The sequence below is a fragment of the Salinispora mooreana genome (assembly GCF_000379065.1).
In the GTDB taxonomy this organism is placed as follows: Bacteria; Actinomycetota; Actinomycetes; order Mycobacteriales; family Micromonosporaceae; genus Micromonospora; species Micromonospora mooreana.
This window is the reverse complement of record NZ_KB900614.1, coordinates 4,867,600-4,881,456: the sequence shown is the minus strand read 5'-3', so window position 1 is coordinate 4,881,456 and position 13,857 is coordinate 4,867,600. Positions and strand designations below refer to the sequence as shown.

Annotated in this window: 13 protein-coding genes and 3 pseudogenes; 7 read left to right on the top strand and 9 right to left on the bottom strand. The window is 67.5% G+C overall.

Annotation, left to right across the window (positions count from 1 at the left end):
* Positions 1 to 53: 53 nt before the first annotated feature.
* Both SALPAC6_RS0123395 and SALPAC6_RS28480 read right to left on the bottom strand, forming a co-directional pair.
* The gene (locus SALPAC6_RS0123395) at positions 54 to 242 is read right to left on the bottom strand and encodes a DUF397 domain-containing protein (protein WP_018255740.1); all 189 of its coding nucleotides are present in this window, start codon (positions 240 to 242) and stop codon (positions 54 to 56) included.
* Positions 235 to 384, bottom strand: a pseudogene (locus tag SALPAC6_RS28480) (Scr1 family TA system antitoxin-like transcriptional regulator); the annotation flags it as partial. The pseudogene SALPAC6_RS28480 and the gene SALPAC6_RS0123395, both read right to left, overlap by 8 nt.
* Here SALPAC6_RS28480 and SALPAC6_RS0123390 point away from each other — a divergent pair.
* Positions 384 to 578 carry a hypothetical protein gene (locus SALPAC6_RS0123390; protein WP_018255739.1) on the top strand — a complete coding sequence of 65 codons (195 nt, stop codon included), beginning with the start codon at positions 384 to 386 and terminating at the stop codon, positions 576 to 578. The pseudogene SALPAC6_RS28480 and the gene SALPAC6_RS0123390 sit on opposite strands and share 1 nt — an antisense overlap.
* Before the next feature lie 20 nt (positions 579 to 598).
* Positions 599 to 757: pseudogene (locus SALPAC6_RS30575) on the top strand (flavin reductase); the annotation flags it as partial.
* Here the strand turns inward: SALPAC6_RS30575 and SALPAC6_RS26635 are convergent.
* A pseudogene (locus SALPAC6_RS26635) lies at positions 721 to 924 on the bottom strand (NUDIX hydrolase); the annotation flags it as partial. The pseudogenes SALPAC6_RS30575 and SALPAC6_RS26635 sit on opposite strands and share 37 nt — an antisense overlap.
* 110 nt (positions 925 to 1,034) lie before the next feature.
* On the opposite strand from SALPAC6_RS26635, the gene SALPAC6_RS0123375 reads away from it, so the two are divergent.
* Entirely contained in the window at positions 1,035 to 1,433 is a 399-nt protein-coding gene (locus SALPAC6_RS0123375; RefSeq protein ID WP_018255737.1) for an NUDIX hydrolase, read from the top strand.
* Here SALPAC6_RS0123375 and SALPAC6_RS26630 read toward each other — a convergent pair.
* The gene (locus SALPAC6_RS26630) at positions 1,393 to 2,316 is read right to left on the bottom strand and encodes a class I SAM-dependent methyltransferase (RefSeq protein WP_018255736.1); all 924 of its coding nucleotides are present in this window, start codon (positions 2,314 to 2,316) and stop codon (positions 1,393 to 1,395) included. The two genes, SALPAC6_RS0123375 and SALPAC6_RS26630, sit on opposite strands and share 41 nt — an antisense overlap.
* Positions 2,317 to 3,177: 861 nt before the next feature.
* Between SALPAC6_RS26630 and SALPAC6_RS0123365 the strand changes: the two genes are divergently transcribed.
* Positions 3,178 to 4,815: a peptide ABC transporter substrate-binding protein gene (locus SALPAC6_RS0123365; protein WP_018255735.1), complete on the top strand. Its 1,638-nt coding sequence runs from the start codon at positions 3,178 to 3,180 to the stop codon at positions 4,813 to 4,815.
* A 282-nt stretch (positions 4,816 to 5,097) separates the two neighbouring features.
* Positions 5,098 to 6,735 (top strand): peptide ABC transporter substrate-binding protein, encoded by a 1,638-nt coding sequence (locus SALPAC6_RS0123360; protein WP_018255734.1) that lies wholly within the window; start codon positions 5,098 to 5,100, stop codon positions 6,733 to 6,735.
* Here SALPAC6_RS0123360 and SALPAC6_RS0123355 read toward each other — a convergent pair.
* Both SALPAC6_RS0123355 and glpK read right to left on the bottom strand, forming a co-directional pair.
* Positions 6,705 to 6,884 carry a hypothetical protein gene (locus SALPAC6_RS0123355; protein WP_026190003.1) on the bottom strand — a complete coding sequence of 60 codons (180 nt, stop codon included), beginning with the start codon at positions 6,882 to 6,884 and terminating at the stop codon, positions 6,705 to 6,707. The two genes, SALPAC6_RS0123360 and SALPAC6_RS0123355, sit on opposite strands and share 31 nt — an antisense overlap.
* A gap of 214 nt (positions 6,885 to 7,098) precedes the next feature.
* Positions 7,099 to 8,616: a glycerol kinase GlpK gene (gene glpK, locus SALPAC6_RS0123350; protein ID WP_018255733.1), complete on the bottom strand. Its 1,518-nt coding sequence runs from the start codon at positions 8,614 to 8,616 to the stop codon at positions 7,099 to 7,101.
* A 267-nt stretch (positions 8,617 to 8,883) separates the two neighbouring features.
* On the opposite strand from glpK, the gene SALPAC6_RS0123345 reads away from it, so the two are divergent.
* Entirely contained in the window at positions 8,884 to 10,113 is a 1,230-nt protein-coding gene (locus SALPAC6_RS0123345; protein ID WP_026190002.1) for a D-alanyl-D-alanine carboxypeptidase family protein, read from the top strand.
* A gap of 132 nt (positions 10,114 to 10,245) precedes the next feature.
* Positions 10,246 to 10,989, top strand: a complete 744-nt coding sequence (locus tag SALPAC6_RS0123340; RefSeq protein WP_018255731.1) for a DUF2306 domain-containing protein — start codon at positions 10,246 to 10,248, stop codon at positions 10,987 to 10,989.
* A 23-nt stretch (positions 10,990 to 11,012) separates the two neighbouring features.
* Here SALPAC6_RS0123340 and SALPAC6_RS0123335 read toward each other — a convergent pair whose 3' ends face one another.
* The 3 genes from SALPAC6_RS0123335 to SALPAC6_RS0123325 all read right to left on the bottom strand — a co-directional run bounded on the left by SALPAC6_RS0123335 (position 11,013) and on the right by SALPAC6_RS0123325 (position 13,807).
* Positions 11,013 to 11,735 (bottom strand): GAP family protein, encoded by a 723-nt coding sequence (locus SALPAC6_RS0123335; protein ID WP_018255730.1) that lies wholly within the window; start codon positions 11,733 to 11,735, stop codon positions 11,013 to 11,015.
* Between the two features lie 95 nt (positions 11,736 to 11,830).
* The gene (locus SALPAC6_RS0123330) at positions 11,831 to 12,451 is read right to left on the bottom strand and encodes an L-threonylcarbamoyladenylate synthase (protein WP_018255729.1); all 621 of its coding nucleotides are present in this window, start codon (positions 12,449 to 12,451) and stop codon (positions 11,831 to 11,833) included.
* Positions 12,452 to 12,460: 9 nt separating this feature from the next.
* Positions 12,461 to 13,807, bottom strand: coding sequence for a nicotinate phosphoribosyltransferase (locus tag SALPAC6_RS0123325; protein ID WP_018255728.1), 1,347 nt, complete (start codon positions 13,805 to 13,807; stop codon positions 12,461 to 12,463).
* Positions 13,808 to 13,857: the final 50 nt, after the last annotated feature.

Below are 13,857 nucleotides of genomic sequence, written 5' to 3'. Positions count from 1 at the left end.
CCGGGCCTTCTGCTGCCGTCCAGATCCCCGGAAGCCGGGCTTCCTGCGGCTGGTCAGTGCTGCTTGACGTGGCGCACGAAGACCCGCCACGCCGCCGGACCGAACACCAGGGCCGGCCCGATCGGGTCCTTGGAGTCCCGAACACCCACGAGGTCAGGAAGGTTGTCCGCAATTTCGACGCAGTCGCCATTCGCACCGCTGTGGGTGGACTTGCGCCAGACGGCGCCGGCTAGGTTACTCACGGTTATTCATCTCCTCGATCAGTGTGGTTACAAACCTGTCTGTCTCGTCCGGGTCAAGAGCCTTTTTCGCTAGGTCTGCCCACACTGCATCGTACGTTTCGGTCTCGCCGGGCTTGTCGAGGTAGAGCGCCCCCGTCAGTGATGGCCGACCACAGCAGACCCGAGGAGTTGCGTCCCCGCCGTGACCCGTTCGGCCCACCCCGATTGCCGGACGGTGACCGAGTGCACCCGGAGTATCCGCCGGACATCAACCCACCCACCGCCCGGCAGAAGCTGGTCACCGCGCTGATCGTGGTAATCATCGTCACCGCCATCGTGATCGGGGCATTCCGGTGACCGACCGGGCACATCTGCCGATGCGCCCGCTGTGGGGCTGCGAGACCTGTCGGGCCGAGTGGCCATGCCCGTCGGACCGAGTCGCCCTCCTGACCGAGTATCGCGACAACCGCGTCGCGCTCCGCCTCTACCTGGCGGCACTCATGGCCGAGGCGGACGCCCAACTCGCACAGGTCAACACCCACGCATGCGAATGCAACTCGACCTGCTCGTCCAGGAGAAGACCGGTCCGGGTCAGCGAGGGCCGGTCCACAGCGAAGTACGCCACGAAGAAGGCCTCCGGACCGACATACCGCCTGCCCTTCCACCGCACGTCTCGCTCGACCGGCACCGACCGGTCAGTCACCCGTGCTGCGGCCGATAGATTGCCTCCATCACCGCGACCCTGGCTAGTCTCGCTCGGGCTGCGCGTCACGACCGCACGGACGAACAAAGCTGGCCACTCCGGAGTGTCACATGACCACCATCGACAAGGTCGCCTGGATTCACCTCGAGAACGGCGCAATCCTGAGCTCCCGATCGCGCGGGAAGGACGTTTTCTACATCCCGGGCGGCAAACGCGAACCCGGCGAAGGCGACATTGACACGCTCGTCCGCGAAATTCAGGAAGAACTCAGCGTGACCATCGCCCCCGACACTGCCGCGTATGTCGGAACCTTCCGCGCCCAGGCCCACGGACACCCGGACGGAACAGCGGTCCGGATGACCTGCTACACCGCCGACTACCAGGGCCTCCTGCGGCCCAGCAACGAGATCGAGGAGATCGTCTGGCTCACCCACACCGACCGCCACCGAGTCGCCCCAGTCGATCGAATCATTTTCGATCATCTATACAGGAGGGCTCAGCTCCGCTAGCCGCGGGTGCGGATCCATGGGTCGGGTCCGGACGGTCCGCGGCGCGCCCCGCTGAGCGGGGTCGAGGCACCGCGATGGTGATGCGCCCCACGGTGGTCAGGGACAGGTCGCCCTCGGGTGCACGGACGGATTCCAGTACCCGCGCCGCGTCGGCGGTCGCCGCGTCGAGCCGATCGGCCGGCAGGTGTTGTAGCAGCGCCCGCCCGCCGTGCGACCACATCCACCGCATCCAGTGGTCCACGTCCTGGAACCTGCTCTCGACCCGGTGTTCTGTGATCGCGGCGACGTCGAGTCCGGCCGCCGCCATCGTCGCCGTGATCGTCTGTTCATCCTCGAACGGGCCGGCGGTCGGCGCGGGAAGCGGCTGCTCCGCCGGTAGGTGCGCGGCCAGGGCGTCCATCGCGGCAACAAAGGCCGGATCGTACGCGCCGGGGGTGCTCACCACCAGCCGTCCCGTGGGGCGTAGCAATCGCGCGTACGCCCGCAGGGCCTGCTCCGGCTCCGGCAGCAGGAAGACGACCATCCCGGCCAGCACCACGTCGAAGCTGTGGGGCGGGAAACCCGGCTGTTGGGCGTCGCCGACCCGGACCTCGACCTGGGTCAGGCCGGCGCGGGTGGCGTCGTCGGCGGTGAGCTTCACCATCGTCGGCGCGAGATCGATGCCAGTGACGCGGCCGGTCGGTCCGGTGGCCGCAGCGGCGGGAAGGAGAACAGCACCGCGGCCACAGCCAACGTCAAGAACCTGCTCCCCCGGCCGAATGCCGGCACAGCCGACAAGGGCCGCGCCAAACGGTTCGAAGTAGGACACTGCGGTGCGGTCATAGCTGGAGGCGGCCTGCTCGAACACCTCGACGATCGAGTTCGAGTGCGTACTGCTCGTCATTGAGACTCCTCATCACTCGCGCTGCTCGCCGCCCGTTCCGACGGCCTACGAGGGCAGCAGCCCGAGCGCCAAGATGGTGAACCCGTCCACGGTCATGTGCGATGGTCGCACGATGGCATCAGGATGACATGCCGAGTCACGGGCCTCTGGCCCATCCTCTGTGGAGCGCCGACTACGTCCCGAACGTGGCACGGATCCGCATCGACGGACTGGCGTCTGCGACCACGGCCAGCCGGGAGGGAACGAGTTCCCCAGCGCTGCTCCGTGCGCCGGAGTGGGATCCGCGCTGCCCCACCGCGACCGCTGGGGCAACACCGCCCCCGGCGCCATCCGCGCCATCCGCGGAAATCCCCTCCCCCGCCGACTCATGACCCGGCAGCGCCGCCACTCCAGGCTGTTCTCTTCCGTCATTGCGTGATCAGGCCTGCTCACCGGTCGATGAAGGGCAGGGGTATGGGCCCGAATCCGGGCCATGATCCTGGACCCGGGCACCAGATCTGGACCTTACCCCCATCCTGCCGAATTCCATGAACTGGCCAATCGATACAGGTAAAGTATGAACATAGTCGCATTTACATCTCCGATCATCTACTTACCCGAGTCACCCCGCCCCAGGCTTAAACTGATCGGCGAGTAGCGCCAACTGATCGGCGACGTGGGACAACTGATTGTCCAATGGGCGACTCCATAGTCCCCAGAAGACGCTCGTCGCGTTTGGCGAGTTAGTTCCAGGACGGGTGTACGGACAGTTCCGGCCAGGTACCGGGTTGATAACACGACTGTTCACCATCGTGATTGTGGTGTCAGAGTGGCAGACACTTCAACACCCTCGTGAGCCGAGCGCCCTGAGGAGGCACTCCTATGCGCGGGAAACTCCTGAAAGTGGTAGTAACGGCGACCGCTGCCGCCATGCTGGCGACCGCCTGCACCGGCAGCGGCGACGATCCAGGGGAAGTAGACGATCAATCCGGCGGCACACTACGGGTCTACGCCTCAGAACCGGCGTATCTACGGCCCTCCGCCGCAGATGATCAGCCAGCGATCCACGTGATTCGTCAGCTCTACCGTGGTCTGGTCAAGTACCACGCCGAGACCGGCGAACCGGAAATGGATCTCGCCGATTCGATCACCTCGGAGGACCAAAAACTCTGGACGGTCAAGCTGAAGGACGGCTACACCTTCGACAACGGTGAGCCGGTCGACGCCGACTCCTTCATCCGTTCGTGGAACTACGCCGCCTACGCGCCGAACGCCGAGAACAACGGCTACTTCATGAACCGGATCGCCGGCATCGACGCGGTCCTGCCCAAGGACCCGGACGGCGAGGGCCCGCAGGAGGCGCCGGCACCGACGGCCGAGACGATGTCCGGCCTGAAGAAGGTCGACGACCTGACCTTCACCGTCGAGCTCAAGGCGCCCTTCAGCGGCTTCCCGACCATTGTCGGGTACTCGGGCTTCTTCCCGATGGCCCAGGCCTGCCTCGACGACGCGGATGCCTGCAACGAGACGCCGATCGGCAACGGCCCCTACAAGATCGACGGAAAGTGGGAGCCGGGCGTCGAGATCAATCTGGTCCGGAGTGACACCTGGAAGGGTGAGCCGGGCAAGCCCGACAACATCTACTACCGGATCTTCGCGGACGTGGACAGCGCCTACGCCGCCTTCCAGGCCGGCGAGCTGGACGTGATGTACACGATTCCGTCGGCGCGCTTCAAGGACGCCAAGGCCAACTACGGCGACCGTCTGTACGAGCAGGAGGGCGACGTCATCAACTACGTCGGCCTGCCGCTGTACGACGACGCCTTCACGGACAAACGAATCCGCCAGGCGTTCTCGATGGCGATCGACCGGCAATCCATCATTGACGCCGTCTTCGACGGCCGGAACGTTGCCGCCACCGGTTTCATCGCACCGATCTTCGACGGTGCTCGCCCGGGTGTCTGCACCTACTGCGAGCAGGACGTCGACAAGGCCAAGGAACTGCTCGCGGCGGCCGGCGGCTGGCCGGAGGGGAAGAAGCTGACCTTCTGGGCCAACGCGGGTAACAACCACGAGGCCTGGCTACAGGCGGTCGGCGACCAGATCACGAACGCGCTGGGCATCGACTACGAACTGAGGGTCAACCTGCAGTTCCCCGAGTACCTGGACAAGGCGGACAACCGAGAGTTCACCGGGCCGTTCCGGCTCGGCTGGGGCCCGGACTACCCGTTCCTGGAGACCTACCTGACTCCGCTCTACGGCACCGACTCCGACAGCAACAACACCACCTTCAGCAACGCCGAGTTCGACAAACTACTGGCGCAGGGTGACTCCGCCCCGACCCTGGAGGAGGCCATCGCCTTCTACCAGCAGGCCGAGGACATCCTTGCCGAGGAGATGCCGGTCATCCCGATGTACTGGCGTAAGGAGACGGCGGTCTACAGCGACAAGGTCGACACCTTCGTCTGGAACAAGGTCTCTGGCGCTGACTACGGCGCGATCTCAATGAAGCAGAACTGAGCCTCAGCAACCTGATCCAGCCAGCGTGGCAGGGGTGAGCAGCAGCCGTGGATCGTCCCGGACGATCTCCGGGCCGAGGCCCAACGGCTGCTGCCACCCCGGCCACGCGCCGGCGCGCAACCCCGGCCGTAGCTTCGGGCAAATCGCTCTGGGCTGATGTACACACCGTCCCGGCCGGGTATCGGGTTGATAACACGTCTTCTCGCCATCGCGTGTCTGGTGTCACAGTGACAGGCACCTCACACCCCCTCGTGAGCCGAGCGCCCTGAGGAGGCACTCCATATGCGCGGGAAATTCCTGAAGGTGGCGGTCGCAGCGACCGCCACCGCCATGTTGGCCACCGCCTGTGGCGGTAGCAGCGACGACTCGGAGGACACTGCCGGCCAGTCCGGCGGTCAGCTGCGGGTTTACGCCACGGAGCCGGCGTTCCTACTGCCCTCCAACGGTGACGACGAGCCGTCGATCTACGTGATTCGTCAGCTCTACCGTGGGCTGGTCAAGTACAACGCCGAGACCGGCGAACCGGAGATGGATCTGGCCGAGTCGATCGAGTCGGAGGACCAGAAGCTCTGGACGGTCAAGCTGAAGGACGGCTACACCTTCGACAACGGTGAGCCGGTCGACGCCGACTCCTTCATCCGCTCGTGGAACTACGCCGCCTACGCGCCGAACGCCCAGAACAACGGCTACTTCATGAAACGGATCGCGGGCATCGACACGGTCCAGCCCAAGGACCCGGACGGCGAGGGCCCGGCGGAGGCGCCGGCGCCGACGGCCGAGACGATGTCCGGCCTGAAGAAGGTCGACGACCTGACCTTCACCGTCGAGCTCAAGGCGCCCTTCAGCGGCTTCCCAACCATTGTCGGGTACTCGGGCTTCTTCCCGATGGCCCAGGCCTGCATCGACGACGCGGATGCCTGCAACGAGACCCCGATCGGCAACGGCCCCTACAAGATCGACGGCACCTGGGAGCACGAGGTCGAGATCAACCTGGTCCGGAGCGAGACCTGGAAGGGTGAGCCGGGCACGTCCGACGAGATCTACTACCGGATCTTCGCGGACGTGGACAGCGGCTACGCCGCCTTCCAGGCCGGCGAGCTGGACGTGATGTACACGATCCCGCCAGCGCGCTTCAAGGACGCCAAGGCCAGCTACGGCGACCGCCTGTACGAGCAGGAGGGCGACAGCCTCAACTACGTCGGCCTGCCGCTGTACAACGACGCCTTCACGGACAAGCGGATCCGTCAGGCGTTCTCGATGGCGATCGACCGGCAGTCGATCGTGGACGCGGTCTTCGACGGCCGGTACACCCCCGCCACCGGCTTCGTGGCACCGATCTTCGACGGCGCTCGCCCGGGTGTCTGCACCTACTGCAAGCAGGACGTCGACAAGGCCAAGGAACTGCTCGCGGCGGCCGGCGGCTGGCCGGAGGGGAAGAAGCTGACCCTCTGGGCCAACGCGGGTTCCGGCCACGAGGACTGGCTGCAGGCGGTCGGCGACCAGATCAAGAACGCGCTGGGCATCGACTACGAGCTGAAGGTCAACCTGCAGTTCGCCGAGTACCTGGAGGTTGCGGACAACCGAGAGTTCACCGGACCGTTCCGGCTCGGCTGGGGCCCGGACTACCCGTTCCTGGAGACCTACCTGACTCCGCTCTACGCCTCCGGCAACGACAGCAACAACAGCACCTTCAGCAACGCCGAGTTCGACAACCTGCTGAAGCAGGGTGACTCCGCCCCGACCCTGGAGGAGGCCATCGCCTTCTACCAGCAGGCCGAGGACATCCTTGGTGAGGAGATGCCGGTCATCCCGATGTTCTGGCGTAAGGAAGCGGCGCTCTACAGCGACAAGGTCGACACCTTCGTCTGGAACCAGGTCTCTGGCGCTGACTACGGCGCGATCTCAATGAAGCAGAACTGAGCCTCAGCAACCTGATCCGACCAGTGGGAAGGGGTGAGCAGCAGCCGTGGATCGTCCCGGACGATCTCCGGGCCGAGACCCAACGGCTGCTGCCACCCCGACCCCAGGGAGACGACAACGGCGAGGCGGCCCTGGTCGGTGACGTTCACCGACCAGGGCCGCAACGGTAACGACTACGCATGACCCCACCCCCTTTCCGACGACAATACGATATTCACCGGACCAGAACGCACCCTGGACCGTCGGGTGCAACACGTGGCCGGTTTGCCGAGTGTTGTGGGGGAACGGGAGGCGGGAGTACCCGGCCACCCCGGTTCCCGCTCAGCCTCCCCAGAAACACCCAACAAGATTACTGTGGGATGATCAGTCGAGATCAACCCAGTCGAAGGTACGCTGCACGGCCCGCTTCCAGCGGTGATACCCGGCCTCGCGCTGCTCCGACGGCCAGGTGGGCTGCCAACACCGGCTCTCGTTCCAGTTCTCGCGCAGTTCGTCGGTACTACGCCAGAAGCCAACCGCCAGGCCCGCCGCGTACGCGGCGCCGAGCGCGGTGGTCTCGGCGACCGTCGGGCGGCTCACCGGGACACCAAGGATGTCGGCCTGCAACTGCATGCACAGGTCATTCTCCGTGACACCCCCGTCAACCTTGAGCCGCCCCAGCGCTACGCCGGAGTCCTTCGCCATGGCCTCGGCAACGTCCCTACTCTGGTAGCAGATCGACTCGAGAGTGGCGCGTGCGATGTGGGCGTCGGTGTTGAACCGGGACAGGCCAACGATCACGCCACGGGCGTCGGAGCGCCAGTACGGGGCGAAGAGGCCGGAGAACGCGGGCACGAAGTACACCCCGCCGCTGTCGTCCACCTGGCGGGCCAGGACCTCACTCTGCGCCGCAGAGTTGATGATTTTCAACTGGTCACGCAGCCACTGCACGGCCGACCCGGTGACGGCGATCGAGCCCTCCAGCGCGTACACCGGCGGCTGGTCGCCGAACTGGTAGCAGACCGTGGTGAGGAGGCCGGCCTGGGAGCGGACCAGCTCCGTACCGGTGTTGAGCAGCATAAAATTGCCCGTACCGTAGGTGTTCTTGGCCTCTCCCGGGGCGAAACAGACCTGGCCAACGGTGGCCGCCTGCTGGTCGCCGAGATCCCCGGTGAGCGGGACCGCGCCGGTGAACGGGCCATGGGCGGCGGTGACACCGTAGGAGTCCGGGTCAGACGACGGTCGGATCCGCGGCAGCATCGCCCGCGGGATGCCGAAGAAGGACAACAGCTCGTCGTCCCAGTCCAGCGTCGCCAGGTTCATCAGCATGGTGCGACTGGCGTTGGTCGGATCGGTAACATGCACGCCGCCCGCGGTGCCGCCGGTCAGATTCCACAACAGCCAGGTGTCGGTGTTGCCGAAGACGGCCTCCCCGCGCTCGGCCGCCTCCCGAACCCCGTCCACGTTCTCCAGAATCCACTGGATCTTTCCGCCGGAGAAGTAGGTCGCCGGGGGCAGGCCGGCCTTACGACGGATCACCTCCCCCTTACCCGAACGTTCCAGTGCGGAGGCGATCCGGTCGGTCCGGGTGTCCTGCCACACGATGGCGTTGTAGTAGGGCCGACCGGTCCGGCGATTCCACACCACGGTGGTCTCCCGTTGGTTGGTGATCCCGAGTGCGGCGAGGTCGGTGACGGTGAGGCGGTGCTCGTACAGCACGGTCCGGATGACCGTCTGGGTGCGCTCCCAAATCTCCACCGGGTTGTGTTCGACCCAGCCGGGCCGCGGCAGGATCTGCTGGTGTTCGAGCTGGTGGCGACCCATGTCGTTACCACCGTGGTCAAAAATCATGAAACGGGTGCTGGTAGTGCCCTGATCCACCGCGGCAACGAAATCGGCCATTCGGGAGCTCTCCTTCACAGGTCGTCCGGATGAGTCGATCAGACGTGGAGCGGGTGGGGTACCGCAAATCGGGCCGCAAATCGGACAGGCAACAGGTCTGGTTCCGGTCGAAATGCTGCCCCGACGCTCCCGGAGTGGAGAAACGGCACGTCCGACGTGAATGCTGAACAGGCGGGTGCCCCGGCACACACCGTTCTCCCCGGCGCCGATACGCCGCGCTTCTCCCAACCACCGCGGGCCCGCCGTGTCCCCACTACCGTGCCTGATGTGACTATCCGTCGAATCACGGTGCCAGCCGTCGTCGTGGCGGTGGGCGCCATCGTTGTGTCGCCCGCCGCACCAGTCACGGCCCAGAACAGGACGGCCCAGAACAGGGCAGCCGGCACGGGAGCACAGCCATGCCCCACTGTGGAGGTGCGCACCCGACCGGCCGGCACGCCCTCGCCGCCTCCGGTCGGCCCCGCCGAAGCGGCCGTCGGCGGTGCCGCGCTGGCCACCACCGGGCTGACCGTGCCGGCCGGAGCCCCGACGGCACCGGCGGTCACCGCGACCTCCTGGATCGTCGCCGACCTGGGTAGCGGCCAGGTCCTGGGGGGCTGCGGGCCACACGAGCACCGTACCCCCGCGAGTGTGCAGAAGCTCCTGCTAGCCGCGGCCCTGCTACCCCGGCTCGACCCGACGACGGTCGTCGAGGTGACCCGCGACGACCTGCACGACCTCGACCCGGCGAGCTCGCTGATGGGGGTGGTCGCGGGCGGCCGGTACACGGTGGAGGAGCTGTGGCTGGGGCTGCTCCTGGAGTCCGGTAACGACGCGGCCAACGTACTGGCGCGGCTCGGTGGCGGTGCCGCCGGCCGACCCGGCGGGGTGCAGGTGATGAACGAGGAGGCAGCGCGGCTGCGGGCCCACCAAACCCACGCGGTGACACCATCCGGTCTGGACGGCACCGACCAGTACACCAGCGCCTATGACCTGGCGCTGATCGCGCGGGCCGCCTTCGCACGCGACGACTTCCGCCGGTATGTTGCCACCCGTACGGCGAGCCTGCCGTCCGCACCGGGCCGCTCCGCACTCGCCCTCACCGGTGACAACACCCTGCTGGGCAGCTACCCGGGAATGCTCGGCGGCAAGACGGGTTTCACCGACCTGGCCCGGCAGACCTACGTCGGCGTGGCCGAACGCGACGGCCGCACGCTCGCGGTGACCCTGCTCGGTGCGGAGAACGCGCCACTGGGCAGCCTGGGCGAGGCGACGGCGTTGCTCGACTGGGGCTTCACCCTCGCCCCCGACGAAGCGGTTGGCCACCTGGTCACCCCGGTTCAGCCGAAACAGGAGAAGGACGAGCGGGTAGTCGTCGCCGGTGACAAGGGCACCGAGACGGGCACCCACTCCCCGTCGGTGGTGTCGGTCGTGGTCGGCACCGTGGCCGCCCTGGGGACCGTCCTGGTTGGCGTGTTCGCCGGATGGCGGCGGGCCAGTCGACGCATGGTCGGCTGAGCGGCGGCGACAACTCACCCCGCTTGACAGTGTACGGCGTACACCTTATCTTCGAGATCAAGGTGTACGCCGTACACGTGAATCCGTCTGAGCCGGGCGGATCACAACGTCCAGAACGAACAGGGGCATGCCGTGCCTGCATCACCCAAGCGAGAGTGGCTCGTACCGGCCGGGCTGATCGCGCTCAGCGCCATCCCGGCGATCGCCGGTGCCTTCCGAGTCACCGAGCTGACCAGCGATACCGCAGTAACACCAGACAACGCCCGATTCTTCGCCGCACCAACGCCGGTGCTGGTCCACATCGTCAGCTCCACCCTCTACTGTCTGTTCGGCGCGCTTCAGTTCGCCCGTGGCTTCCGCCGCCGCAGGCCCGACTGGCACCGCTCGGCCGGGCGCCTACTTGTCCCGCTCGGGCTCACCTCGGCACTGTCCGGCCTATGGATGACGATCTTCTATGACCGCCCGGCCCAGGACAACGAGCTCCTCACCGGCATCCGACTCGTCGCCGGGGCAACCATGATCGGGTGCCTCATCCTCGGTGTCACCAGTATCCGACAGCGGAAGATCACCCGTCACCGCGCCTGGATGGCACGCGCCTACGCGATCGGCCTCGGGGCGGGCACCCAGGCCCTGACCAACGCGCCCTGGATTCTGCTGACCGGCGAATCGACCGGGAACCCCCGGGCCTTGCTGATGCTCGCTGGCTGGCTGATCAACGTTGCCGTGGTGGAGTGGGCGCTGGGCAGGAGACCGCGCCAGCCACGCCGCGCCGCTGGGGGCCGGATACCCACGAACGTGGGGCGCCGAACCGTCCCCGCCAACGGCCAGCAGGAGCGCCCCGTGATCAACGACAGGAGCACGGCTCGCCTCGGATAGCCGTGCGGCAGGCGGGGCGAGGCTCAGGTCACCCTCGACAGCGCTTCGAAGAGCTCCAGGTGAACGGCGGCATCCCGCGCACAGAGAAAGCCGATGATGCCCACGATCCAGCCGGTGGTCTCGGCTGCGTTGCGGACCATCCACCGGTTGACCCCGGCAAGCACCGGCTGCACCAGCCCAGCCGCGACCAGTCGCGCCACGAGCAACACGAGCGCGGGCAGCACCATGACGACGCAGTAGCCGGCGAGCACGGCGACGCTCGCGGGAAGCGTCAGCGCGGAGGCACCGAGCAGCCCGATAGCCGCCAGGTAGGGAAGCATGGTGGTGGCTTCCAACGTCACGGCGGCCAGGGCCAGCCCGACCAACGCCGAGGTGGATTCGCCTCCGGTCATGGCCCGCTCGCGCCAGCGCAGCAGGCGGCCCGGCTGGGGGTCACCCGACGCGCGCTTCCGGCCGATGACCAGGCCGACGCCGAGCAGGCCGATCCCCACCACGAGTTGCGCCACCCGGAACGGCGTGGTTTCCAGCACGGGACGCACCTCGTCGAGCAACGCCGCCGCACCGACGAGCAACGCCACGCCGAGCACGAGATAGCAGGCGGCGACCGTGGCAAGGAAGACCAGCAGCCGGGTCGGGCGTAGCCGACCCGGCGCCAGCATCATCCAGATCGGGATGAGCAGCGTTCCGAAGCTGGTGCTGTCGACCAGGGCCAGGACGACGAGCGATCCGATCAGGGGCACGTCCACGGTGCGCTCCCCTCCGAGTCACGGGTGCGATGTTAGGGCGAGGTCGCAACAGGGCTGCTCATGGCCAGATGAGACCCGCCCATCCGGCAACCCCGCTACTCGAAGCGGGACGGGTCCCCCGCGCCATGACGTAGCACCTCCGGCTCATCGCCCGACAGGTCAACCACGGTCGTTGGGTCCTTGCCACAGTCGCCTGCGTCCACCACGCCGTCGAGCACGTGGTCCAACCGTTCCTTGATCTCCCACCCCTGGGTCAACGGATCCTCCTCCCCGGGCAGGATCAGGGTGCTGGAGACCAACGGCTCACCAAGCTCGGCCAGCAACGCCTGGGCGACGGCGTGGTCGGGCACCCGCACCCCAACGGTGCGCTTCCGCGGGTGCAGCATCCGGCGCGGCACCTCGCGGGTGGCCGGCAGAATGAAGGTGTAGCCACCCGGGATGCAGGACTTGACCAACCGGAACACCGCGTTGCTGATCTGCACGAACTGTCCCAGCTGCGCGAAGTCCCGACAGACCAACGTGAAGTGGTGCCGATCGTTGAGCTGGCGAATGTCACGGATTCGCTCCAGCCCGTGGCGGTCGCCCAGCTGACAGCCGAGCGCGAAGCAGGAATCCGTGGGGTAGGCGACCAGGCCACCGTTCCGGACCAGCCCGACGACCTGCCGCAGGGTCCGGGGCTGGGGGTTGTCCGGGTGCACGTCGTAGTACCTCGCCATGGGCCGAGCCTAGTAGCCGCCCGCACGACCCGAGCGGGCAGCCGCTGCCACCCGCTCGTGCAGACCGGCCAGCTCGGGGCTGACCGTGACGGCGGGCGACACCGGCTCGGTCAGCCGTCGGGCTGGCTCGGGCAGCCATGCCAGGTCCGCCTCGAACCGGTCCCGCGCGGCCCGTACCGCCTCGGCCGTAGCAACGGTGTCGAGCCGCCGTCCGGCGCGCATGACCGGCACGAGCAGCGACTCCCGGCCTGGTGGCGACGCTTCGGTGTGCAGCCCGAGGAGGTCGCCGTCGGCGCCGGTGGGGTCCCGGAAGACCTGCTTCGCGCCGGGCAGGGTGACCTTGCCCGCCGACAGCTTCACCACTGGTCGGTCGCCGTAGCTGACCAGTTTGTACGCGCTGTCCAGGGACGGCGCGTCCGCCGAGACCCCCATCCTGGTACCGATGCCGTACCCGTCGATCGGGGCACCGGCCGCGACCAGCCCTGCGATGACCTCCTCATCGAGGCCCCCGCTGGCCATGATCTTGACCTCGGTCAGGCCCGCCGTGTCGAGGATCTCGCGGGCCTGCCGGGCCAGCGCGACCAGGTCCCCGGAGTCCAGCCGGACCCCCGCCGGGCCGCTCCGGCCCAGCTCGGTGAGGACATCAACAGCGGCCCGTACGCCGGTGGGCGTGTCGTAGGTGTCCACCAGGAAGATCGGGTTGTCCGGGAAGTCGCTCGCGAAGGCGCGGAAGGCGGCCCGCTCATCCGGGAACGCCTCCACGTACGAGTGGGCCATCGTGCCGGACGGTTGCAGCCCGTACCGTCGAGCTGCCTCCACGTGACTGGTCGCGGCGAACCCGACGATCGCGGATGCCCGGGCCACGCCGGCACCTGCCGCCAGCCCATGGGTACGGCGGAACGAAAAGTCGATCAGTTCCGCACCTCCGGCGGCCAGCCGACACCGGGCCGCCTTGCTGGCGATCGTGGTCTGGAACGTGATCAGGTTCAGCAGACCGGTCTCGACCAGCTGCGCCTCGGCGAGCGGCGCCGTGACCTCGAGCAGCGGCTCGTCGGCGAAGACGACCCGGCCCTCCGGCACCGCCCGCACGTCTCCGGTGAACCGGAGCGGGGCCAGCGCCGCCAGGGCCGACTCGTCGAATCCATGGACATCCCGCAGGTACGCCAGCTCGTCGTCAGCGAACGAGAAGGTCTCCAGAAACGTCAACGCCTCGTCGAGTCCGGCGGCCACCAGAAAGCCACGGCGATCCGGCAGCCGGCGGGAGAAGAGGCTGAAGGTGGCTGGTGCGGTCAGGTCCTGGCGCAGGTAGCTGACGGCCATCCGAAGCTCGTAGAGATCGGTGTGGAGACCGGTCATGTCGCCTCCTCCACGGGTGTCCGGACCGTCCGACGCTGGGCGGTCCGGAC